This is a genomic window from Duganella sp. Dugasp56, assembly GCF_047304105.1.
GTDB classification, from domain to species: Bacteria; Pseudomonadota; Gammaproteobacteria; order Burkholderiales; family Burkholderiaceae_D; genus Rugamonas; species Rugamonas hordei.
On the sequence record NZ_JBGLYQ010000045.1, the window covers coordinates 1 to 20,775 of the forward strand.

A 20,775-nucleotide genomic window follows, 5' to 3' on the forward strand; every position below is an offset into this window, starting at 1 on the left:
GCTGTAGCTCAGCTGGATAGAGTACTTGGCTACGAACCAAGGGGTCGTGGGTTCGATTCCTGCCAGCCGCACCAAAATTCGTAAGACGAAGGGCCTGAAGAGAAATCTTCGGGCCCTTTTTCTTTACGCGGAGCTTATCGCGGCGGCGCCGGCTGGGCGTAGACGATGATGGGCGCCGGAGTCTTGGGCGCGTAATTGGACAACATGAACGACATCGCCGCGATCGTGAGCGCCGAACTGCCGATGCAGGTGGCGGCCACCCATTTGATCATTTCGCTCTGCGTGCGGTGAAAGTTGGCCTCCAGTTGTGCGGACTGGGCTGCATAATCGGCCCGTAGCGATTGTGCAGTCGATTGCAGTGTTTGTTCCAACGTCCTGAGCTGCGCCTCATTTTCCCGCACAACGCCCTCTAGTCTGGCGGCGGTTGCCTCCAGCTTGGCGTCGATATAATCCTTGTCGGTGGTCGCACTCATAGGAAGCATGATCGTCCCGCTTATTTTGCCGGTCAATCGGATTTCTCAACATGCCGGCCAAATATGTGAGATTTCGCGCCGGTATGCTTCTTGATTTGAGTTTCCCCTGTTATAATATTGCCTTAAGCGGCTGTAGCTCAGCTGGATAGAGTACTTGGCTACGAACCAAGGGGTCGTGGGTTCGATTCCTGCCAGCCGCACCAAAATTCGTAAGACGAAGGGCCTGAAGAGTAATCTTCAGGCCCTTTTTCTTTGTTCGCCGGGTCTTATCTTTGCGCCACATCCTGAGCGGTTTGTTCTTGCCGGCGTAAGCTGCCCTGATCGCGCCCGGATGGCGCTGCTTGACTTGGAGGACATCATGGCAAATGATGAACGTATCGAGGTGCGCGTCTCGCTGCTGGAGTATCAAATGGAAACGGTGGTGGATATCGTCAAGGAAATCCGTGCCAATTACGTGACCAGGGAATATCTGGACCAACGTCTGTCGCACTATGCGACCAAGGCGGACGTTGAAAAGATCGTGCAAAGCAGCCGCAATTGGCTGATCGGCGTCGTATTGTCGGCCAGCGCGCTGCAGTTTGCCGTCAATTTCGCCATGCTGCAAATTTACCTCCACAATCGCTGAAGTACATTCCTATTGGCATTTCCGCCGAAATGCCCGATGATTTGCCGATCATCGTTACGGAGGAGTGTGCATGACCATCATCACCACCATTGAAGACCTGCGCGTGCTGGCCCAGAAGCGCGTGCCGCGCATGTTCTACGATTATGCTGATGCAGGCTCGTGGACCGAATCCACCTATCGCGCCAACGTCGACGATTTCCAGACCATCAAATTCCGCCAGCGCGTGGCCGTCAACCTGGAAAACCGCACGCTGAAAAGCACCATGGTCGGCCAGGACGTGGCCATGCCCGTGGCCCTGGCGCCGACCGGACTGACCGGCATGCAGCACGCCGACGGCGAAATCCTCGCGGCCAAGGCGGCCGAAAAATTCGGCGTGCCGTTCACGCTGTCGACCATGAGCATCTGCTCGATCGAAGACATCGCCGCCAACACCAGCAAGCCGTTCTGGTTCCAGTTGTACGTGATGAAGGACCGCGAGTTCATCAACCGCCTGATCGACCGCGCCAAGGCCGCGCGCTGCTCGGCGCTGGTGCTGACGCTGGACCTGCAGGTGCTGGGCCAGCGCCACAAGGATCTGCGCAACGGCCTGTCGGCGCCGCCGAAGCTGACCATCCCGAACATCGTCAACATGGCCACCAAGCCGCGCTGGGTGCTGGGCATGCTGGGCACCAAACGGCGCGGCTTTGGCAACATCGTCGGCCACGCCAGTTCGGTGTCGGACATGTCGTCGCTGTCGGCGTGGACCAGCCAGCAGTTCGACCTGAGCCTGTCGTGGAAGGACGTCGAGTGGATCAAGCAGCGCTGGGGCGGCAAGCTGATCATCAAGGGCATCATGGATGCGGAAGATGCGCGCCTCGCCGTGGAAAGCGGCGCCGACGCGCTGATCGTCTCCAACCACGGCGGCCGCCAGCTGGACGGCGCGCAGTCGTCGATCGGCGCGCTGCCGGCCATCGCCGACGCGGTCGGCAAGCAGATCGAAGTGCACATGGACGGCGGCATCCGCTCCGGCCAGGACGTGATCAAGGCGCTGGCGCTGGGCGCGAAAGGCGTCTACATCGGCCGTCCTTTCCTGTACGGCCTGGGGGCGATGGGCGAGCAGGGCGTCAGCAAGTGCCTGGACATCATCCGCAACGAGCTCGATCTGACGATGGCCTTCTGCGGCCTGCGCGATGTGACCAAGGTCGATAAAAACATCCTGCTGCCGGGGAGCTTTTGATGGCATGACGGCGTGCAGTCCGTAATCCGGGAATATGAGAAAAGTTCATGTATGGCAATAAACTATTTGTTGTAGAATCTAAACACATTCTCTTGCACATAGTTGCCTTGCTTCGATGAAGTTATCTCATCCGCCATCGATCAGGTCCAGGCTGATGTTGTTGGTCGCAGCCTGCATTTTCCCCGCCTTCCTGCTCGCCGGCATTCTTATCTCCTACGATTACCAACTTACGCGGGAAAACTTTATTCGCAGCGCCATGGCCACCGCGCGCGCGAACGCGATGGAGGTCGACAAGGAGTTCGCCATCGTCGAGTCCTCCTTGTTCGCGCTGTCGACGTCGCCGAGCTTCATGGCCCCCGATCTGGCAGCACTCCATGCGCAGGCCAGCGAGCTGTCAATCAAGCAAAATATGTTCAACGTGGTGCTTGAGGACGCCGAGGGACGGCAGGTGATGAACACCGTGATGCCTACAGGACAAGCACTGCCACCGGAACCGGACCAGCTTGCACTGAAGGCTTTGCGCGAGAACAGGGCGACCTATATCTCCAACCTGTTCACCGGCCGCCTGTCCGGGCGGCAGATCGTCTCGATCGGCATTCCTGTGCAGTACGGCGGCGGGCTGAACGTGTTGTCCGGCACGGTGACGGTTGAACGTTTCGGCGAAATCCTGCAGCATCAAAATTATCCCGAGCACTGGGTCACCAGTATTTTGGACAGAAGCGGAAAAATCGTTGCACGTTCGGCCGATATGCAGCGCTATGTGGGGGCCTTGGCGATTCCCGACGTATTGAAGCGCATGCGCGAACAGCCTGAAGGCTCGTTCGAAACGGCCACCCTGGATGGCAAACCTATCCTTGCCGTGCTGGCGCGCGCGCAATACTCGGGATGGACAGTGGCTATCGGCATACCCTTGCAGGTGTTGAGGACCCAGACCGTCGGCAAGCTGTGGCTGCTGGTGCTGGCTACCATCGTCACACTGGGCGCCGGCCTGGTCTTCGCTTGGATAATCGGCACCAAAATTCGCCGGGCCATGAAAGGCTTGATCCCGCCCGCGTTGGCGCTGGGATCCGGCGGGGAAGTCAAGTCCGCCAACTATGGCCTGCGCGAGGCCAACGAGGTCGGTCTGGCATTGGCCAAGGCATCGGACATGCTGCATGCGGCGACCCATCAAGCTCATCACGATGCGCTGACCGGCATCGCCAATCGCGTCATGCTGCATGCTTTCCTGGACCGGCAACTGGCCGCGTGCGAGCGTACGGGCGCGTCCCTTGGCCTGCTGTACCTTGATCTTGACGGCTTCAAGCAGATAAACGACACGCACGGCCACGCAGCCGGCGATGAATTGTTGCGCCAGGCGGCCAGCCGCTTGAGCTCGCATATTCGCAAGGCTGACATGGCGGCGCGCATGGGCGGCGATGAATTTGCCGTCGTGCTGGTCAATAGCGGCGGCGCCGAAACGGAGAAGGTGGTTGCGATGCTCGAGGCCGTGATGGAGCAGCCATACGACATCGGCGGGCTCACCCTGACAGCCGCCGCCAGCATCGGCAGCGCCATTTACCCCCGTTGCGGATCGACCAGCGAGTTGCTGCTCGCTATGGCGGATCAATCGATGTACGAACACAAGTCGCGCCGAAAAAAATTGCCCTTGCCCCAGCAGTCGGACGTACCCGGATAATCAGGCGACCACATTCCTGGGCGCACCCGCCACCCACGCCTCGATATTGTCAATCAGCTGATCGGGCCAGCACCTGCATCGCCTGCGAGCTGGCCCAGCCCGAGTGCGGTGTCAACAGGAAATTCGGCAGGCGCAGGTTGAGCAGCACGTTGTCGGCCGGCGCGGTCTCGTCGACCAGGCCGCCGCGCGCGGTGTTGATCAGCAGCGCGCTGTGCTTCATGCGGATCAACTCTTTCTGGGAGTGGACCCCGAAGCGTGGTTGTAGATGGCGTAGAACTGATCAAGGCGGATTAAGAGTCTGGGGCTGCTTCAGTCTGAAGTGGGAATTTGTGAGTTTTGCAGATGAGCAAGCTGCTATCCTGAACGGCGTCGGTCGAGTTCGGCCAAGACCAGACCGTCAACTAGCAACCTCGTCAACCCGGTGCCCAATCTGCTGAAAAAAAACCTATGAAATCGTCAGCCCTGCCAACTGAAGCTCAGCGCGAGAAAATTTGCGATCTTATTGCGTCGGCGTTCATCGAACTCCGTTATCTAGATGGGGAACAGGCGCATGATCTCGCTTATGCGTTTCATAATCTCCCGAAAGAAATTTACGGATGGGGGACATGGAGCGTCGATGTCACGCGCGGCAGGCTCAGCTACTACCAGACCAAGCATAGCGAGAACCTTGGTTTCAACTATGTTAAAGCGTTTGATTTAATTTTTGGCGATTGAACGCCCCATCCTATAGCAGAGACGGCGGGCTTGACCGGCGCAAGTTCGCTATCACAACTACAATCGGCAGGGATCAGCCAATAGCAGCCGCTTCCAATTTCCTCTAAGGATTCATTTTGCCCATAGATCTTCAACGCTTGACGGGAATGTGTGTGTCACATGTGTGGTTTTCGGACCATTCGATTTGCTACCTTGAGCTTGGCGTTCTAGGTCCAGGGCGAGTTAGGCGAAATGGTACGGTCGGAAATCCACGCGGTGAGGTAACTGTATTTCTGGGTTATGACTGGCTTGCAAAGAGTTCCGGGTATCTGATATCGCGTAAAGAAATTCATATGCACGACGCTGACCTGGATGCACTTACCGAGAAGGTCGTTGGTGCGATGATAGAGTGTGCATCGTTAACTGAGCACAGCAACGAACTGCAAATTTCCCTGTCGACGGGCTACGTGTTGGCTTCCGTCTCGTCCGATAATGAAACGGATTGGGATGTTTGCTTCAACTGAGCAGGATGGGCCAACGTTAGAGTTGGTCTTGACATCATAGAGGCTGGCGGCGTTCGGCCAGCAGCAGGCATTGACGCACTGCTCAAAGACAGTTGTCTGGGGCCTAGCATAGGGACGAAAGTTGAAAATCGAAAATCCAGTCTACATAGCCACTGAAGAAATTCTTTGGGTCCGAGCGGATGGGGCCGAAGTGCTGATTCAAGCGTGTGTTGGCATTCCGTACAAAAGCACCAATGCATGGGCGTGTCCGGCCGCTTTGGTAGGAGTTGATGATAGGTATCCTGACGTCGTAGGCGAAAGCTCATTCCAGTCTTTAAATCTTGCCATGCGCTTGATTCGACAACGGCTGGGACATTTGCTCGATGCGGGAGAAGTGCTGACTTACCCGATTGACCGGAGCGAACGTTGGGACCTAGACTCCCTCGACGTGGTATTTGGTAGGACTTGAAAACGACCGGTGCTGGAGACAGTAACCGGCCAACAGCCGCCGGATTGTTTTCATGGATTAGAATTGACGAGAATTGAATGCGTACGTTTGAAGAACTTGCTGTCCATGTGGCAAACCATCCATGGCTTGAGGGTTTTGTCTCGGCTTCGATGGTAACCTTGCCTATCCAATGCCAGGAACTGCTACCCAATGCGAAGGCCGATTGGCTTTCATCCAATCTTGGATACGGCATGTTAGGTGACAAGTGGCAAACCGTTTCCCGCGAAAGGTTCGAAGAACAATTGATGGTCAGCCTTAAATTGAGTCTTGCCTATTCCGTTGAGATGCTCCCTCCGGAAGAAGCAGCCAGTGTCGCAAAAGAGTTTCTGGAATTCTTCGATTCGCCAGACTATCTTGTCAATGGGACGCAGCAAGGTTGGAATCCGATTACGAAATCAACCATGGAGACGGCGTACGTTGTTGTAACTCGGACTCATGCAGGCATGTTCCTTTTTGAGGATGAAGATTGAATGCTGATACTTCGTAGGTGCCGAGCTTTTGTTTCGGCAGTATCCGGCCACGAGCGGACTTTGAGATAATGGTGCCTATTTAGAATTTATGGAAAATTGATGCGTTTAATTACCAAGTCAGCAGCTGTCCTTATTTTCATGGGAGTGTCTTCTGCTTCAGCGCTGGCCGACACGGATGGCGATGCTTTAGCCAGAAGATTCCTCTACTGTGCCAATGTCTATGATTTTTTCTACAAATACCTGTCAAAGCATGAACCGACGAGCAAGGGTTTAAACGGGTACCGCGAAGGAAAGAACATGTTCTGGCTTGCAGCTGCCACCGCATCACATGGGGATTTTCTCGTCCGTGAAAAAGACTCAGCGACACAAAGAGTGGTTGATGTTTTGGAGCGGGAGAAACGTGAGAAAAGTAACTTAATGGATGCGGAAGCCCGCAGCTGTCTAGCTAGTTTGCAAAACGATGCAATTCCGTTGCTTCAAAAATCACATGATTCCGGAAAAACTGAGTGAGGCCGTCGTCGTTTTGCGGCCAAGACCGATCACCGATATATGAAGCCGGTTTCGCTTGGTACGAACAGTGAAAAAAGAATAATGAAAAATGAAATACACTGAGTTTACGATTATCGATGACTCTGGCTTGTTAAGCCTTGTAGATTGCGCCGCGTACGCCTCGTTCATTTCCTCTGATTGGACGTATGAGGACATCATCGCTCACTTTGAAAAGGCTATGGAGTCAAAGGCGATGGTCGTCTGGGATTGTGGCGACGGCGGTGACGAGTACCTTGTCGTAGCACGTGAAGGCATCACTACTGCTCCAGGATTTCGTGAAGAGTTTGGTGCGATTCGTGTTGGTGACCACGGGCTTCATCTTGTCTCCTATGATGCGCTAACAATGGCGGCACAGTTTGATGATGAAACTCTCCCTTCGAAATTCGAGCGGAAAAATTGCATTGAGCTGCCGGCGGGGGAATATCGGCTTCGAGTGGTACAAACTTACGACCCTTTCCAAGTGACGCCATCAGCTGATGGTGCTCCGCACTTCATTGTGGAATACGAATCTGGGCGCGCCGATGGATGGGGCCAAGTCGCATGGCTGCGTTCGTCATGAATCGGCAGCCAGCAGCGGACCTAGACATAGTGACGGGAGATGATGGTGGCAGAATTTCGATGGACGACAGTGGGTACCGTTGCTGAGGGCGAACTATTCACCGTTGATGGCGCGGAAGTCTGGTCGCATAAATGGTTAAAAACCGGAGATGACGCCGTTCAGTTGCCCCATCCTGATTACCCGGCTCAGACACATCGTTTCAGCGTATATCGAATTGAAAAGTCAGTAGGAGAAGTTCGATTTGCTGCTGCCGAGGTTTCTCCCAATGTGTGGGCTTTTTATGCCAAAGCTCTATGAAATTCGGTAAGCTCAAGTCCCTCGGGCATAACCTTGCAGACTCAATGGCCAGTGGCATGGGCTTCATTATTGGCGTCTACCGTATGGATGTTTTTGCTGAAGCCGCTGCCTCTGAAGATGGGCATATAACAGTAGATTTTTTAAATGGAACAACTTCTGGAGCGAAGCCATCCGAGTCATTGAGCGGCGCCATTGTTCTGTTTCGTGAAGCCGTGCCGCAGATGTGCGAGAAGCACGGTATCGAGCTGGCATACATTAAAACCCTAGTTGCTCGCTTTGGTACAGATGCAGCGTACGGTCGTCACTTTCGCGTTATGGTTGAAAGCTCAACCGGCAAGAAATCAACTGACCAATTTATCGGGATTCCAGGTAAACGATTAAAACGCCGAAAGTCTTGAGGTTCCATTTTTTAGGCGGTCTCGGCGTGGCGTGAAAATTCGTGAGTTTTGCAGCTGAGCAAGCTGTTATCCTGAACGCCGTCGGCCGCGTTCGGCCACCAGCAGACGGAGAAAAGTGACAACATCGGGGCTCGCATGAAAGAATTTAGGTTTAACATTTTCGGTTCGTTTATTGCTATCACTGGTACAGCCGAGGCTTGGCGCGCCTTTTACCTTGGAGCAGAAGGGAAGCGTAGGCCGGCAGACTTCGTTGTCCCGGCTGACATCGCTGAGCATGAGCTGTGTGAGTATCTGGCCGACCTATTTCATGAAAATGCGACACCTCGAAATTGCACAGCTGTCCAGATATCGTGACGGCGGCGTTCGGCCAGAAGCAGCCGGTCAAAAAAACAAGCGAGCAGAGCCAACTATATAAGGAAGTAGATGAAAATAGCACGCGTTTTCCAGTCATTACTTACGCTGATTTTATTGGCCTCGTCTTGCGTTAGTCAGGCACATGATATGTCTTCGAGTAGCCTCAGGGTCGCAATCCTACTCTTCGATGGTGTTGAGGAAATTGATTACGCAGGCCCAATTGAAGCCTTTGGTGCGAGCGGCGTAAAAGTATTCACTGTTGGCCAAACAAAATCGACAGTGGAGTCGGTTTGGGGCTTAAAGGTGACGCCCGATTATGATTTCGCCGACGCGCCAGAGGCGGACGTGTTGGTAGTCCCCGGCGGAGGCATCAAAGAGGCATGGAAAAATCCGAAGCTGCTGGATTGGATACGGGAACGCAGCGCGAAAGTAAAGGTGACGATGTCGGTGTGCTCCGGTGCATTTATCTTGGGAAAAGCCGGCCTCTTAGATGGAATCTCCGCAACCACCACCGCATCTCTGCGCCCCCAGCTTGCTACGATGTTCCCGACTACAAAGGTCAGTGACAAACGTTTCGTAGATGCCGGAAAAATTATCACCACTGCTGGGCTGTCCGCTGGAATAGACGGGACGTTGTATCTGATTGAGCGCCAGTTAGGCAAGAAGCAAGCTGAAGCCGCTGCTTCCTATATGGAATACGATTGGAAACCGAGTGTTAACTGACGATGTTCGGCAACCGGCCAATACCGGTCATTAGACAACAAAAAACTTAATGAAACGTCTTATATACTCTTATCTTGGGTTGATGTTTGCCTGCCTTTTCGGGGCCGGGGGCTTACACTCCGCTTATCAAAAGCCGGTTGTTATGTTCGGACTTTTCCTTTTTGGCATGTTCTTTGTGGCAGGAATACCTTTCTTGTGGAGTAAGAAGGCTGCGCTGCGGGATAATGGCGTAAACATTGAATTCTCTGCGCACCCAATCATCTATGCTGTTTGGCTCCTTTTGATATTCATGTTTGGATTATCCATGACGGCATTTGCAATGATCTACATAATCTCGCATGCATTCGGAATAGTACTTGTTCAATGGTTATGGTGATCTTAGACGCAGTTCGGTCGCGCATCCGACTGCACCGGCCTTAGCCGGCCAGCAGCAGACAAATTTTTCTCAATAGCTCTATCGATCTTCAATGATACTCACCTACAGTAACCAGCAATTCGAATTTAACCTTACCCGCTCTCCATTAGAGGGCGTCTTTGTTCTAAATTCGGAGCAAAAAGCACTATTGCGAAAGCTGCTTGAATCTGAGCCTGAAGATTGGTACTTGGACCGTACCGGTGAGCGGCTCCCTTCAGCCCTTCTCTTCGAGGCATCTCCTTGGAGCGTGCAGACATCGGACGGAGCCGTCAAGATACTGAACAGATTTTTAGACCTTGAGACGGGTAGCGCGACGTTTAATGTGCCTGACACCTATACCGGTGAGTGGTTTCGGTGGCTCAGAGAAAAAATATCGTCAGCTTGATCTGATCTTGACAGCTGCACGCACAGAATAGGCCAGAGAAATGAACGAGCCAATAATTTACTTGGAGTTAATGCGGGAGGCTCTTACACGTCTTTCTGCTAGTGAGCAATATCTTGCGACTCATAAATCTCTCGGTCATCAATGTGATCTTGAATCCGCAACACTACAGCTACGTAAGGCGATGGAAGCAATTGCGTTTGCTGCGATTGCACCCAACAAGCAGATGTACGCTGCGTTTCGGGGCAATGCAGCCAAGCCCACAAGAATCAGTGACGAATACCACGCAGGCAAAATTTTCCATGGACTGCATCAAGTCAATACGGACTTCTATCCTGACCCACTGTTGCAAGAAACCAAGATCGCCCCTAATGCTTGGCACTTTGGTAAGCCGTTTGATGGATATATGAAGAAAAAGGACTTTGAACGACTATACGAGCGTTTGGGAAAGTTCCTTCATGCCGATAACCCGTGGGGAAATGACAAGGGTTGGAAAAATTTTGCTCAGGATCTTCCGGAGGCAATACGGAAAATTCGGGCACTTTTGAAGAAGCATAAAACTACTATTCGTGTGCCGGAGTTCAATGGGGTGTGGATCGTTGATGCCCCAAGTGACGGTACACCTCCGCGGATGATTCGAGCTGCTGCAGACGGCCCGTTCACCACTGTTAGTCCTGTCGTCTGAACCACCAAGAATGGGGGCGAGGTCAGGTCGGACATTGTGAAATAAATAATTAAGTTTGGGTAGTGATAAATGACTTTTAAAAATTGGAATGACTTTGAAAATTTCAAAGAGCATGTTCGCTTTGAAAGTCGCTACGTTCACTCTTCTAATGCTAGAGAATTTCTGGAAAATGTAAAAGAATCATTTTTAAGCAGAATTCGTACTCTGCCAAAATATTGGATACTTTATCGCTCACAGATTGGATATTCTGAACTTGAGCACAAAGGTGAGCATATAGTTGTTGGTTATCCAAAGGAACGGATGAAACCGCTTCTTCGAGGTTCCACGGAGGGGCGAGCTAACCCCAAGGGAATTTCCTACTTGTATTTGTCTGGCGATCCCGGAACAAGTATGGCAGAGCTACGTCCGTCGCGAGGGCAAAAGATTTCCTGTGCCGAATTTCAGGTTATAGAAGATCTGAAGTTAATTGACTGTTATGGCGTTTCGAATAATTATAGTTTGGCTCGGTGTCTATTTGAGCCACCTAAAAATCCAAAAGAAATAGAGGATGCAGTCTGGTCAAGAATTAATGAAGAGTTTTCAAAACCAATCAGCAATTCCGATGTGGCATCTGACTACGTTGCAACTCAGATATTGACAGAATTAGTTAAGTCGTGTGGATACGATGGAATTTGCTTCAAAAGCTCACTGGAATCTGGTTATAACGTTGTTTTATTTGACTTAAATAAGGCAAACCTAATTAGTTGCACTGTTAATGAAATTAAAGAAGTGAAACTATATTTTTCAGAATGCGCTAATCGATATTTTGTTACCAGCTAAAACAACCTGTCCATTAATTATCTATCCACGTGCTGGCTGCTGTTCGAAAAAAGGGCGAGAATCATGCGAATGCCCGGGTTGGCGCAAATTCGATAATAATCGCGAAGGTCCGAGTCACGCCCTGAGGTGCTCCGTCAAGCCGCAGGCGCAGTTGAATTGCCGAGGGCAGAGCCTTTCTGCCGCAGTTTTGCCATGTACCTTGCTTCATCGTAGGGCACGCGGCTCTGCCAGCAACGGAAAAGTATCCGTAACCATTTGAAGGCTAAAGCTCGTACAGCCGCTTGATAGGAACTTCCCTTGGCACGCTGTTGTCGATAGTAGCTGCCTGCCCAGTCCGACTTGTTGATGGTCTGGCCTGCCCACTCGACAAATGTCTGGCGAACAAAGGTCGGGCACTGCCATCGCCAGTGAACCCAGCTTTTCTTCCCACTTCGCTCAGTCACTGGTGCCACACCTGAGTATTGCTGCAACTCCTTCGCGGAAGCGAATCGTTCGCGTTGTTCGCCAAACGCCACCAGGAGTCGCGGCGCCAGTGTGGGACCTGCTCCTGGCAAGGCCGCGAATAATTCAAAATCCGGTAGGGTTGGGGCCAGGCGGGCAATGGCATCGTCGAAGCGTTCGATGGCCTTTAACGCGACTTTGATTTGTTCAATCAACACCAGTGTTTCCAGCAGGTGTGGAGCAATGATCGCCACGTCCCGCGTCAATGGTCTCGCGGCGTTGATCGCCGCCATCCTCGCATCAATTACCGATGCACGTCTGGCGTTATGCTGCTTGAAGAACCGGTCGAGAGTTGCGGGTCGCGCGCCCTGAGCTTTTTCCAGGGTCGGCCAACGTGTGATGAAATCACAGAACAAAATGGTGTCATGGTGGTCAAACCATTCCAGAACTTGAGGATAATACTGCTTAAGTGTATTGGTGAGGCGATTGGTAAACCGGGTCTTGTCACCAATGAGTTCGCGGCGCCGTTCGACGAAACTCAGCAGTGCCCGCATTGCCGGACTCTGCGGCTCGATAGGCTTAAAGCGCTCTGGATGACGTAACAATAAATCTAGCGCTAGTTCGGCATCCGTGGGGTCGTCTTTTGCGCGGCTCGGCTTAAACGCCTGACGGTACTTGGCCAGTGTTGCCGGATTAATCGGAAACAATACGAGAAAATCGTACTTTTGCAGCGCGTAGACCAACGGCCCTTTCGTCAGTTCTAGACCGATGGCAATCTTGCCGCCGTAGCGCCGATGCAAGTTGCTGACCCACTCGTCAATATTCGCGGCCTGGCTCGAAAAGACTCCAAACTCTCGTTGGTTGCCGCCGGCTTCCTGCAAGCAGAAATCATGCTTTGCATCGGCCCAGTCAATGCCTATGTAGACGGCGAAACACGCCTCGTCGAAATGGTTCATCAGACACCTCCCGAAGTGCTAGGATGATCAATGGGATCATGCATGCTTGTGCTCTTCGAAGGCAATATAGCGAGCCGGTCGGACGGCAAACCCTGAGTATTCGTTTTCGAACACAAGCACACCTGCGGAGCCGAAGCTAACTCGGCGAACATCGGATGTTTGGGGCGGAATATTCGTGATCCGCAGGTGCATGTCCCGCCTTCCAATCACAACACCGTTGATCTTTCTAGTGTTGAGAAAAACGAGACGGACTAACTATAATGGGGCGGAAGCCGACATCGGCCAAGGCGGCGACCACCGCCCTCGTTGTACGTTTATCAGGCCACCACATTCCTGGGCGCGCCCGCCACCCACGCCTCGATATTGTCGATCAGCTGATCGGCTAGCACCTGCATCGCCTGCGAGCTGGCCCAGGCCGAGTGCGGCGTCAGTAGGAAATTCGGCAGCCGCAGGTTAAGCAGCACATTGTCGGCCGGCGGTGGTTCCTGCGTCAGCACGTCGAAGCCGGCGCCGGCGATCACGCCCGCGCGCAGCGCGTCGGCCAGCGCGGTCTCGTCGACCAGGCCGCCGCGCGCGGTGTTGATCAGCAGCGCGCTGCGCTTCATGCGGATCAACTCTTTGGCGCTGATCATGTTGCGCGTCTTGTCGGTCAGCGGCAGGTGCAGGCTGATGATGTCCGACGTTTCCAGCACTTCATCGAAGCCCGCTTCGCGCACGCCGTCGGCCTTCGCGTCCGCCAGCGGCGAGCGCGTATGCACGATCACCTCCATGCCGAAGGCGCGCGCGATCTGCGCCACCGACCGGCCCAGCGCGCCATAGCCGAACAGGCCCAGACGGCTGCCGGCCAAGTCCGAGACCGGGTGGCCGAACAGGCAGAAGCGCTCGGACTTCTGCCACAGACCCGCTTCGATGTCGGCGCGGTAGGCCACCAGTTGCCGGCGCAACGCCAGCATCAGCGCGAAGGTGTGCTCGGGCAGCGTGTGCACCGCATAGTTGCGGATGTTGGAGACCACGATGCCGCGCTCGCGGGCGACCGCCAGGTCGACGATGTCGGTGCCGGTGGCCGCCACCGCGATCATCTTCAGGTCCGGCAGCTGCGCCAGGTCTTCCGCGCGCAGCTTGACCTTGTTGGTGATGGCGATGGTGGCGCGCGCGTCGCGCAGCCTCGCCGCGGCGTCGGCATGGGCGGTGGCCGGGTACTCGGTCCACTCGTGCGCGAAGGCAGGCTTGCGGATGTTGGCGATCACGCTGTCGCGGTCGAGGAAAACGATGCGGTGTGCTTCAGTCATAGTGCGACCTCAAAAGGTATGGCGCGCGCGGCCGGCGATGCTTTTGGCAGGCGCATGCCCGGATGGTTGGAAAACAGTTCGGCGACCCATTCCACGAACACGCGCACCTTGGCCGACAGGTGGCGGTTTTGCGGATACACGACATGCACCGGCAGCGGGTCGCTGGTCCAGTCGGCCAGCAGCAGCTCGAAGCGGCCGTCGCCGAGCATCGGCTCCAGCATGAAGTTCGGCATCTGCACGATGCCCAGCCCCGCCAGCCCGGCCGCGATGTAGGCATTGGTGTCGTTGACGGCGATGTGGCCGGGCAGGGCGACCTGTATCCGCTCGCCGTTGCGGGCGAAGTCCCAGTCGAACAGTTTGCCGGTGCGCGACGAAAAAAAGTTCACGCAGCGGTGCCGCACCAGTTCATCCGGGTGCGCCGGCCGGCCGTAGCGCGCCAGGTAGTCCGGCGTGGCGCAGGTGACGAAATTGAGGATGCCGACCCGGCGCGCGATCAGGTTGGAATCGGCCAGCTGGCCGCCACGCACCGCGCAGTCGACGCCTTCCTCGATCAGGTCGATGGTGCGATCGCTGCAGCCCAGCTCCAGCTGGATGTCCGGGTAGCGGGTGAAAAAATCGGGCAGGGCGGGGATCAGGACATCGCTGGCCAGGCCGGTCGGCGCATCGACGCGCAGCCGTCCGCTCGGGCTGAGCCGGGTGCGCGACAGCGATTCCTCGGCCTCGCGCACGTCCGACAGGATGCGCAGGCAGCGCTCATAATAGGCGGCGCCGTCGGCGGTCACGCTGACCTGGCGCGTGGTCCTGTGCAGCAGCTTGACCGCCAGCGCGGCCTCCAGCGACTGGATCAGCGTCGACACGGTCGCCTTGGGCAGCTGCATGTGCTCGGCCGCGCGCGTGAAGCCGCCGGCGTCCACCACCTGCACAAAGACTTCCATCGCTTGTAGTTTATTCATTTCTGAGTCCCATTGTTCGGAATCCTGAACAATCAATTCGACATTGCACTATTTATCGGATTGTAGAACAAGTTTAAGATTGTTGTACTGCACAAGGAAAGTATTGGAAGGAAAGGGGAACACCATGACATATCGGGACGGAATTTTTGCAACGATCGCACTGGCGCTGACTTCGGTCGCCCTGGCGAGCGTGGTCTATACCGATGCCTACTCGCAGGCGGCCAAGGCCGAAGCGACCGGCGTGCGTGCCCTGACCGAGGTGGCCGCCGGCGAAACGCTGGCTTGCGCCGACACCGCCCTGCTGTCCAGCGCAGCGGATACGGTGCAGCGATGAGCAGCGTCGCCGAGCCATTGCCGCAGCTGTCGGACCAGTTGAAGGTCCGCGGCATCGAAGTGAAGGGTGCCGAAGGCCCGCTGCCGGCCCGCATCTACACCTGCGGCGAGGCCGGCATCAAGCGCGATTCGCTGATCGTGTTCTTTCACGCCGGCGGTTTCAATGGCGGCGACCTCGATGACGCTGACATCTTCCTGCGGCACATGGCGAACGACAGCCCGGACCACATCATCCTGGCCTCGGGCTACACGCTGGCGACGGTGCGCCCGTTCCCGGCCGCCGCCGAAGATGCGCACGCGGTGCTGGTCTGGGCCAAGAAGAACAAGGGCAAGCTGGGCTGGACTGGCAAGCGCCTGCTGGTGGCCGGCATCGAAGCCGGCGCCAACCTGGCGGCGGTGTGCGCGCTGATGTCGCGCGACCGTGGCGGCCCGGCGCTGATGGGCCAGATCCTGGTGATGCCGATGCTCGACCCCGGCCTGAGCACCTGGTCGATGCGTGAGATGCAGAACGCGCCGGAACTGCTGGACCTGGCCGACGCCTGCGCGGCGGCCTACCGCGGCTACCTGCCGAACGCCGCCGACCGTACCCACCCGTACGCGTCGCCGCTGCAGTCGAGCCGCTTGAAAAACCTGCCGCCGGCCTTGATCCTGTCGGCCGAAGACGACCCGCTGCGCGACGAAGCGGAACAATATGGTGCCAAGCTGATCGCCTGCGGCGTGAAGACCACCGTCAACCGAATGCCAGCAGCGTCCCTCGATGAAGTAGGGGCGCGCAACGAATGCGCGTGCAAGTGTTACGCGCTGGGAGAAATCGCCAGTTTCATCGCTGGCCTGGAACGGTCCGAGACGCCGCCAGCCTCATAGGGTTCCCCAACCTCTTAGCAGTATCTGTAGTCACGTCCCCATTGGCTTGCCAGCGGGGCGCTAGTACCGTGTTTTCTCGCAATTCGTTGAGGGTGCCCGGTGCCGCCATTTCTATTAATTATTTTCATATAAAAGGGAATTAACATGAAAAACATTAACCAAATCACCGCTGTAGCCCGGCCGCTGGCCGCCGCTATGGCGCTGGCGGGACTGGCCGCTTTCGGCCTCTCCGGTTGCGATGACGCGACCGGCAAGACGGCCGAAGCCCCTGCGGCAGGCGGTCCTCCGATCTCCGCCGCCACCGTGGTCGAGAAAACCATCACCGAGACCCAGGAGTTCTCGGGCCGCCTGGAAGCGATCGAGCAAGTGCAGATCCGTCCGCGCGTAGGCGGCTTCATCACCGCGATCAACTTCAAGCCCGGCAGCCAGATCAAGAAGGGCGACGTATTGTTCGTCATCGATCCGCGTCCTTACCAGGCCGAAGCCAACCGCGCCGAAGCGGCAGCCGGCTCGGCCCGCGCCAAGGCCGACCTGGCCAAGCTGGAGCTGGCCCGCGCCGAGAAGCTGCTGGCCGACAAAGCCATCGCCCAGCGCGAATACGATGCGCTGTCGTCCAGCCTGAAACAGCTGGACGCCGACGTCCGTGCCGCGCAGGCGCAGTACGAGTCGGCCAAGCTGAACCTGAGCTACACGCAGGTGACGTCGCCGATCAACGGCCGCGTATCGAAGGCTGAAATCACGCTGGGCAACCTGGTCGATGCGTCGGCCGTGCTGACCTCCGTGGTCTCGCTGGACCAGATCTATGCATCGTTCGACGGTGACGAAGACACCTATCTGCGCGTTGGCGCGGCCGCCCACCAGGGCAAGCCGGCCACCGTCAAGATCGGCCTGGCCAACGAAACCGGCTTCCCACACGAGGGCAAGCTGGAATTCGTCGACAACCAGCTCGATCCGCGCAGCGGTTCGGTGCGCATGCGCGCCACCTTCGCCAACACCGACGGCGCGCTGGTGCCTGGCCTGTTCGCCCGCGTGCAGCTGGCCGGCTCCACCGGCGCCAAGTCGGCGCTGCTGATCAACGACCGCGCCATCAGCACGGACCAGAACCGCAAGTTCGTGTTCGTGGTCGACAAGGACAACAAGGCCGAGTACCGCCCTGTGACCCTGGGACCTGCGATCGACGGCCTGCGCGTGGTGCGCGACGGCTTGAAGCCGGGCGAGAAGATCGTCGTCAATGGCCTGCAGCGCGTGCATCCAGGTGCGCCGATCACGCCGACCATGGTGGCGATGGATGTCGATCCGCTGGCCGCCAACGTGCCAAAAACCGAAGCTAAAAAAGATGAAAAAGTCGCCGCAGTTGACGCCAAGGCGAAAACCGGTACCAGCAAGGAATAAAACAATATGAATATCTCTCGATTTTTTGTCGACAAGCCGATTTTTGCGGCTGTACTGTCGATCATCATCTTCGTCGCCGGCTTGATATCGATCTTCAAGCTGCCGATCTCGGAGTATCCGGACGTGGTGCCGCCGTCGGTGGTGGTGCGCGCGCAGTATCCGGGTGCGAATCCGAAGATCATCGCCGAAACCGTGGCCGCGCCGCTTGAGGAACAGATCAACGGCGTCGAGAACATGCTGTACATGTCCTCGCAAAACACCTCGGACGGCGCGCTGGCGCTGACCGTCACCTTCAAGATCGGCACCAACGTCGAGCAGGCTGAAACCCAGGTGCAGAACCGCGTCCAGCGCGCGCTTCCGCGCCTGCCGGAAGAGGTGCGCCAGATCGGTGTGACCACCGTGAAGGCGTCGCCCAACCTGACCATGGTGGTCCACCTGCAATCGCCGAACGGCCGTTACGACGACCTGTATCTGCGTAACTATGCGGTGTTGAACATCAAGGACCAACTGGCCCGCCTGCCCGGCATGGGCGAGGTGCAGCTGTTCGGTTCCGGCGACTACGCGATGCGTATCTGGCTGAACCCGCAGAAAGTGGCACAGCGCGGCCTGACCGCCAGCGATGTCGTCAACGCGATCCGCGAGCAGAACGTGCAAGTGGCCGCAGGTGTCATCGGCCAGGGGCCTACCAAGGGCGCCGACTTCCAGCTGACCGTCAACACGCAAGGCCGCCTGCAAAGCGAAGAGGAATTCGGCAACATCATCCTGAAGACCAATGCCGACGGCGCGGTAACGCTGCTGAAGGACGTGGCCCGCATGGAGATGGGTTCGAACTCCTACGCGTTGCGTTCCCTGCTGAACAACAATTCGGCCGTGGCGATCCCCATTTTCGAAGCACCGAACGCCAACGCGCTGCAGTTGTCGGCGGACGTGCGTGCGACCATGGCCCGCCTGTCGAAGGATTTCCCGGAAGGCGTCACGTACAGCGTTGTATATGACCCGACCCAATTCGTGCGCGAATCGATCCGCGCGGTGATCCACACGCTGATCGAAGCGATCATCCTGGTGGCACTGGTGGTGATCGTGTTCCTGCAAACCTGGCGCGCATCGGTGATCCCGCTGCTGGCCGTTCCCGTGTCGGTGGTCGGTACCTTCGCCGTCATGCTGGGCTTCGGCTTCTCGATCAACACGCTGTCGCTGTTCGGCCTTGTGCTGGCCATCGGTATCGTGGTCGACGATGCGATCGTGGTGGTGGAAAACGTCGAACGGAACATCTCCAACGGCCTGTCGCCGCATGACGCGACGATCCAGGCGATGAAAGAGGTGAGCGGTCCGATTATCGCCATCGCGCTGGTGCTGTGCGCCGTGTTCGTGCCGATCGCCTTCGTATCGGGCCTGTCCGGCCAGTTCTACAAGCAGTTCGCGCTGACCATCGCCATCTCGACCGTGATCTCGGCATTCAGCTCGCTGACGCTGGCTCCGGCCCTGGCCGCCGTGCTGCTGCGCCCACACGACGCACCGAAAGACGCGCTGACCCGCGTCATGGACAAGATCTTCGGCCGCTTCTTCGGCTGGTTCAACCGCTTCTTCGGCCGCGCATCGCACGGCTATGAAACCGGCGTGACCGGCGTGCTGAAACGCAAAGGCGGTTCGCTGGTCGTGTACGCCGTGCTGGCGGTTGCGGCGGGCTTCATGTTCAAGATCGTGCCGCCGGGCTTCGTTCCAGCGCAGGACAAGCAATACCTGATCGGCTTCGCGCAGTTGCCGGACGCCGCCTCGCTGGACCGTACCGACGCCGTCATCCGCAAGATGTCGGACATCGCCAAGGACATCCCTGGCGTGGCCGATTCGGTGGCTTTCCCTGGCCTGTCGATCAACGGCTTCACCAACGCGCCGAACGCCGGTATCGTGTTCACGCCGTTGAAACCGTTCGAGGAACGTACCAAGAAGAGCGAATCGGCTCAAGCCATCGCCGCTGAAATCAACAAGCGCATGGGCGTGATCGAAGGCGCGTTCGTGATGGTGCTGCCGCCGCCGCCGGTCAACGGCCTGGGCACCACCGGTGGCTTCAAGGTGATGATCGAAGACCGCGACAACCTGGGCTACGACGCGCTGTACAAGGCGATCCAGGCGATCCAGATGAAGGCATGGCAGAACCCTAAACTGGCCGGCGTCTTCTCGAGCTACCAGATCAACGTGCCGCAGCTGTTCGCCGACATCGACCGCTCGAAAGCCAAGCAACTGGGCGTGCCGCTGCAGACGATCTACCAGACCTTGCAGATCAACCTGGGTTCGCTGTATGTGAACGACTTCAACCAGTTCGGCCGTACCTACCAGGTGCGCGTCCAGGCTGACCAGCAGTTCCGTTCGCACGCCGAGGACATCGCCCAGCTGAAAGTCCGCAACGACAAGGGCGAGATGATTCCGCTGTCGTCGCTGATGCGCGTCAAGGACAGCTATGGCCCGGACCGCGTGCAGCGCTACAACGCCTACGTCGCGGCGGAGATCAACGGCGGCGCCGCTCCTGGCGTGTCGTCGGGCGAAGCGCAGGCTGAAATGACCAAGATCATCAACGAAGTGCTGCCTAAGGGTATCGGCTACGAATGGACGGAACTGGTGTACCAGGACATCCTGTCCGGTAACACGATGATGTATGTGTTCCCGCTGTGCGTGCTGCTGGTGTTCCTGGTGCTGGCTGCGCAATACGAAAGCTGGACCCTGCCGCTGGCGGTGATCCTGATCGTGCCGATGTCGATCTTCTGCGCGCTGGTCGGCGTCAAGCTGACCCACGGAGACAACAACGTCTTCACGCAGATCGCTCTGTTCGTGCTGGTTGGCCTGGCCTCGAAGAACGCGATTCTGATCGTGGAGTTTGCACGGGAACTGGAACACCATGGCCGCAGCATCGTTGACGCCGCGCTGGAAGCTTGCCGCCTGCGTCTGCGTCCGATCCTGATGACGTCGATCGCATTCATCATGGGCGTGCTGCCGCTGGTGTTCTCGCACGGTGCCGGTTCGGAAATGCGTCATGCGATGGGTGTGGCGGTGTTTGCCGGCATGCTGGGCGTGACCTTCTTCGGCCTGTTCCTGACGCCGGTGTTCTACGTCCTGCTGCGCAAGCTGGCCGTGAGCATGGAGAAGAAGAAACCTGCTGTGGCTGGCGACGCCGCCGTGGCAAAACTGGAAGGGACTCACTAACATGAGCA

General features: G+C 56.8%; 21 protein-coding genes, 1 tRNA gene and 1 pseudogene. 18 read left to right on the plus strand and 5 right to left on the minus strand.

The window, feature by feature from the left end:
- Positions 1-134: 134 nt before the first annotated feature.
- Positions 135-473 (minus strand): hypothetical protein, encoded by a 339-nt coding sequence (locus ACCD07_RS25795; protein WP_176655994.1) that lies wholly within the window; start codon positions 471-473, stop codon positions 135-137.
- A gap of 126 nt (positions 474-599) precedes the next feature.
- On the opposite strand from ACCD07_RS25795, the gene ACCD07_RS25800 reads away from it, so the two are divergent.
- The 4 genes from ACCD07_RS25800 (at position 600) to ACCD07_RS25815 (ending at position 3,989) form a co-directional block, all read left to right on the plus strand.
- Positions 600-676 (plus strand) — tRNA-Arg (locus ACCD07_RS25800).
- Complete coding sequence (locus ACCD07_RS25805) at positions 649-1,098, plus strand: hypothetical protein (protein ID WP_413448980.1); 450 nt, start codon at positions 649-651, stop codon at positions 1,096-1,098. Before ACCD07_RS25800 ends, ACCD07_RS25805 begins: the two co-directional genes overlap by 28 nt.
- 70 nt (positions 1,099-1,168) lie before the next feature.
- A complete protein-coding gene (locus ACCD07_RS25810) occupies positions 1,169-2,314 on the plus strand; it encodes an L-lactate dehydrogenase (protein ID WP_176655996.1) in 1,146 nt (381 codons plus the stop codon).
- Between the two features lie 154 nt (positions 2,315-2,468).
- Positions 2,469-3,989, plus strand: coding sequence for a diguanylate cyclase domain-containing protein (locus ACCD07_RS25815; protein ID WP_413448981.1), 1,521 nt, complete (start codon positions 2,469-2,471; stop codon positions 3,987-3,989).
- Here the strand turns inward: ACCD07_RS25815 and ACCD07_RS25820 are convergent.
- A pseudogene (locus ACCD07_RS25820) lies at positions 3,990-4,224 on the minus strand (glycerate dehydrogenase); the annotation flags it as partial.
- 212 nt (positions 4,225-4,436) lie between these two features.
- On the opposite strand from ACCD07_RS25820, the gene ACCD07_RS25825 reads away from it, so the two are divergent.
- The 10 genes from ACCD07_RS25825 (at position 4,437) to ACCD07_RS25870 (ending at position 11,344) form a co-directional block, all read left to right on the plus strand.
- Positions 4,437-4,703, plus strand: a complete 267-nt coding sequence (locus ACCD07_RS25825; RefSeq protein ID WP_176656004.1) for a hypothetical protein — start codon at positions 4,437-4,439, stop codon at positions 4,701-4,703.
- 332 nt (positions 4,704-5,035) lie between these two features.
- Positions 5,036-5,206, plus strand: a complete 171-nt coding sequence (locus ACCD07_RS25830; protein ID WP_413448982.1) for a hypothetical protein — start codon at positions 5,036-5,038, stop codon at positions 5,204-5,206.
- Between the two features lie 525 nt (positions 5,207-5,731).
- Complete coding sequence (locus ACCD07_RS25835) at positions 5,732-6,163, plus strand: hypothetical protein (protein WP_413448983.1); 432 nt, start codon at positions 5,732-5,734, stop codon at positions 6,161-6,163.
- A gap of 99 nt (positions 6,164-6,262) precedes the next feature.
- Positions 6,263-6,673: a hypothetical protein gene (locus tag ACCD07_RS25840; RefSeq protein WP_413448984.1), complete on the plus strand. Its 411-nt coding sequence runs from the start codon at positions 6,263-6,265 to the stop codon at positions 6,671-6,673.
- Positions 6,674-6,761: 88 nt separating this feature from the next.
- On the plus strand, positions 6,762-7,271 hold the full coding sequence (locus ACCD07_RS25845; protein ID WP_413448985.1) for a hypothetical protein: 510 nt from the start codon (positions 6,762-6,764) through the stop codon (positions 7,269-7,271).
- 39 nt (positions 7,272-7,310) lie between these two features.
- On the plus strand, positions 7,311-7,568 hold the full coding sequence (locus ACCD07_RS25850; protein WP_413448986.1) for a hypothetical protein: 258 nt from the start codon (positions 7,311-7,313) through the stop codon (positions 7,566-7,568).
- A complete protein-coding gene (locus ACCD07_RS25855) occupies positions 7,565-7,966 on the plus strand; it encodes a hypothetical protein (RefSeq protein ID WP_413448987.1) in 402 nt (133 codons plus the stop codon). Before ACCD07_RS25850 ends, ACCD07_RS25855 begins: the two co-directional genes overlap by 4 nt.
- A 423-nt stretch (positions 7,967-8,389) precedes the next feature.
- Positions 8,390-9,043, plus strand: coding sequence for a DJ-1/PfpI family protein (locus tag ACCD07_RS25860; protein WP_413448988.1), 654 nt, complete (start codon positions 8,390-8,392; stop codon positions 9,041-9,043).
- Between the two features lie 840 nt (positions 9,044-9,883).
- Positions 9,884-10,525 carry a hypothetical protein gene (locus ACCD07_RS25865; protein WP_413448989.1) on the plus strand — a complete coding sequence of 214 codons (642 nt, stop codon included), beginning with the start codon at positions 9,884-9,886 and terminating at the stop codon, positions 10,523-10,525.
- A 69-nt stretch (positions 10,526-10,594) separates the two neighbouring features.
- Entirely contained in the window at positions 10,595-11,344 is a 750-nt protein-coding gene (locus ACCD07_RS25870; RefSeq protein WP_413448990.1) for an RES family NAD+ phosphorylase, read from the plus strand.
- 134 nt (positions 11,345-11,478) lie between these two features.
- Here the strand turns inward: ACCD07_RS25870 and ACCD07_RS25875 are convergent, their stop codons facing one another.
- The 3 genes from ACCD07_RS25875 to ACCD07_RS25885 all read right to left on the minus strand — a co-directional run bounded on the left by ACCD07_RS25875 (position 11,479) and on the right by ACCD07_RS25885 (position 14,983).
- Positions 11,479-12,741, minus strand: a complete 1,263-nt coding sequence (locus tag ACCD07_RS25875) for an IS110 family transposase (RefSeq protein ID WP_413448991.1) — start codon at positions 12,739-12,741, stop codon at positions 11,479-11,481.
- 317 nt (positions 12,742-13,058) lie between these two features.
- Positions 13,059-14,030 carry a D-2-hydroxyacid dehydrogenase gene (locus ACCD07_RS25880; protein ID WP_176650106.1) on the minus strand — a complete coding sequence of 324 codons (972 nt, stop codon included), beginning with the start codon at positions 14,028-14,030 and terminating at the stop codon, positions 13,059-13,061.
- Complete coding sequence (locus ACCD07_RS25885) at positions 14,027-14,983, minus strand: LysR family transcriptional regulator (RefSeq protein WP_176650107.1); 957 nt, start codon at positions 14,981-14,983, stop codon at positions 14,027-14,029. Before ACCD07_RS25885 ends, ACCD07_RS25880 begins: the two co-directional genes overlap by 4 nt.
- A 124-nt stretch (positions 14,984-15,107) precedes the next feature.
- Between ACCD07_RS25885 and ACCD07_RS25890 the strand changes: the two genes are divergently transcribed.
- The 4 genes from ACCD07_RS25890 to ACCD07_RS25905 all read left to right on the plus strand — a co-directional run bounded on the left by ACCD07_RS25890 (position 15,108) and on the right by ACCD07_RS25905 (position 20,767).
- Entirely contained in the window at positions 15,108-15,317 is a 210-nt protein-coding gene (locus ACCD07_RS25890) for a hypothetical protein (RefSeq protein ID WP_176650108.1), read from the plus strand.
- On the plus strand, positions 15,314-16,180 hold the full coding sequence (locus tag ACCD07_RS25895) for an alpha/beta hydrolase (RefSeq protein ID WP_353404941.1): 867 nt from the start codon (positions 15,314-15,316) through the stop codon (positions 16,178-16,180). Before ACCD07_RS25890 ends, ACCD07_RS25895 begins: the two co-directional genes overlap by 4 nt.
- A gap of 144 nt (positions 16,181-16,324) precedes the next feature.
- Positions 16,325-17,572: an efflux RND transporter periplasmic adaptor subunit gene (locus ACCD07_RS25900; RefSeq protein WP_353404943.1), complete on the plus strand. Its 1,248-nt coding sequence runs from the start codon at positions 16,325-16,327 to the stop codon at positions 17,570-17,572.
- Positions 17,573-17,578: 6 nt separating this feature from the next.
- Complete coding sequence (locus ACCD07_RS25905) at positions 17,579-20,767, plus strand: multidrug efflux RND transporter permease subunit (protein WP_176650111.1); 3,189 nt, start codon at positions 17,579-17,581, stop codon at positions 20,765-20,767.
- The last annotated feature ends 8 nt before the right edge of the window (positions 20,768-20,775 follow it).

Excerpts from the sequence above, each read along its gene's own strand:
- ACCD07_RS25860 (WP_413448988.1), top strand. The coding sequence starts at position 8,390 with ATGAAAATAGCACGCGTTTTCCAGTCATTACTTACGCTGATTTTATTG.
- ACCD07_RS25825 (WP_176656004.1), top strand. The coding sequence starts at position 4,437 with ATGAAATCGTCAGCCCTGCCAACTGAAGCTCAGCGCGAGAAAATTTGC.
- ACCD07_RS25895 (WP_353404941.1), top strand. The coding sequence starts at position 15,314 with ATGAGCAGCGTCGCCGAGCCATTGCCGCAGCTGTCGGACCAGTTGAAG.
- ACCD07_RS25855 (WP_413448987.1), top strand. The coding sequence starts at position 7,565 with ATGAAATTCGGTAAGCTCAAGTCCCTCGGGCATAACCTTGCAGACTCA.
- ACCD07_RS25810 (WP_176655996.1), top strand. The coding sequence starts at position 1,169 with ATGACCATCATCACCACCATTGAAGACCTGCGCGTGCTGGCCCAGAAG.
- ACCD07_RS25850 (WP_413448986.1), top strand. The coding sequence starts at position 7,311 with ATGATGGTGGCAGAATTTCGATGGACGACAGTGGGTACCGTTGCTGAG.
- ACCD07_RS25815 (WP_413448981.1), top strand. The coding sequence starts at position 2,469 with ATGTTGTTGGTCGCAGCCTGCATTTTCCCCGCCTTCCTGCTCGCCGGC.
- ACCD07_RS25830 (WP_413448982.1), top strand. The coding sequence starts at position 5,036 with ATGCACGACGCTGACCTGGATGCACTTACCGAGAAGGTCGTTGGTGCG.
- ACCD07_RS25900 (WP_353404943.1), top strand. The coding sequence starts at position 16,325 with ATGAAAAACATTAACCAAATCACCGCTGTAGCCCGGCCGCTGGCCGCC.
- ACCD07_RS25835 (WP_413448983.1), top strand. The coding sequence starts at position 5,732 with ATGCGTACGTTTGAAGAACTTGCTGTCCATGTGGCAAACCATCCATGG.
- ACCD07_RS25890 (WP_176650108.1), top strand. The coding sequence starts at position 15,108 with ATGACATATCGGGACGGAATTTTTGCAACGATCGCACTGGCGCTGACT.
- ACCD07_RS25865 (WP_413448989.1), top strand. The coding sequence starts at position 9,884 with ATGAACGAGCCAATAATTTACTTGGAGTTAATGCGGGAGGCTCTTACA.
- ACCD07_RS25880 (WP_176650106.1), bottom strand. The coding sequence starts at position 14,030 with ATGACTGAAGCACACCGCATCGTTTTCCTCGACCGCGACAGCGTGATC.
- ACCD07_RS25905 (WP_176650111.1), top strand. The coding sequence starts at position 17,579 with ATGAATATCTCTCGATTTTTTGTCGACAAGCCGATTTTTGCGGCTGTA.
- ACCD07_RS25870 (WP_413448990.1), top strand. The coding sequence starts at position 10,595 with ATGACTTTTAAAAATTGGAATGACTTTGAAAATTTCAAAGAGCATGTT.
- ACCD07_RS25875 (WP_413448991.1), bottom strand. The coding sequence starts at position 12,741 with ATGAACCATTTCGACGAGGCGTGTTTCGCCGTCTACATAGGCATTGAC.
- ACCD07_RS25840 (WP_413448984.1), top strand. The coding sequence starts at position 6,263 with ATGCGTTTAATTACCAAGTCAGCAGCTGTCCTTATTTTCATGGGAGTG.
- ACCD07_RS25795 (WP_176655994.1), bottom strand. The coding sequence starts at position 473 with ATGAGTGCGACCACCGACAAGGATTATATCGACGCCAAGCTGGAGGCA.
- ACCD07_RS25885 (WP_176650107.1), bottom strand. The coding sequence starts at position 14,983 with ATGAATAAACTACAAGCGATGGAAGTCTTTGTGCAGGTGGTGGACGCC.
- ACCD07_RS25845 (WP_413448985.1), top strand. The coding sequence starts at position 6,762 with ATGAAATACACTGAGTTTACGATTATCGATGACTCTGGCTTGTTAAGC.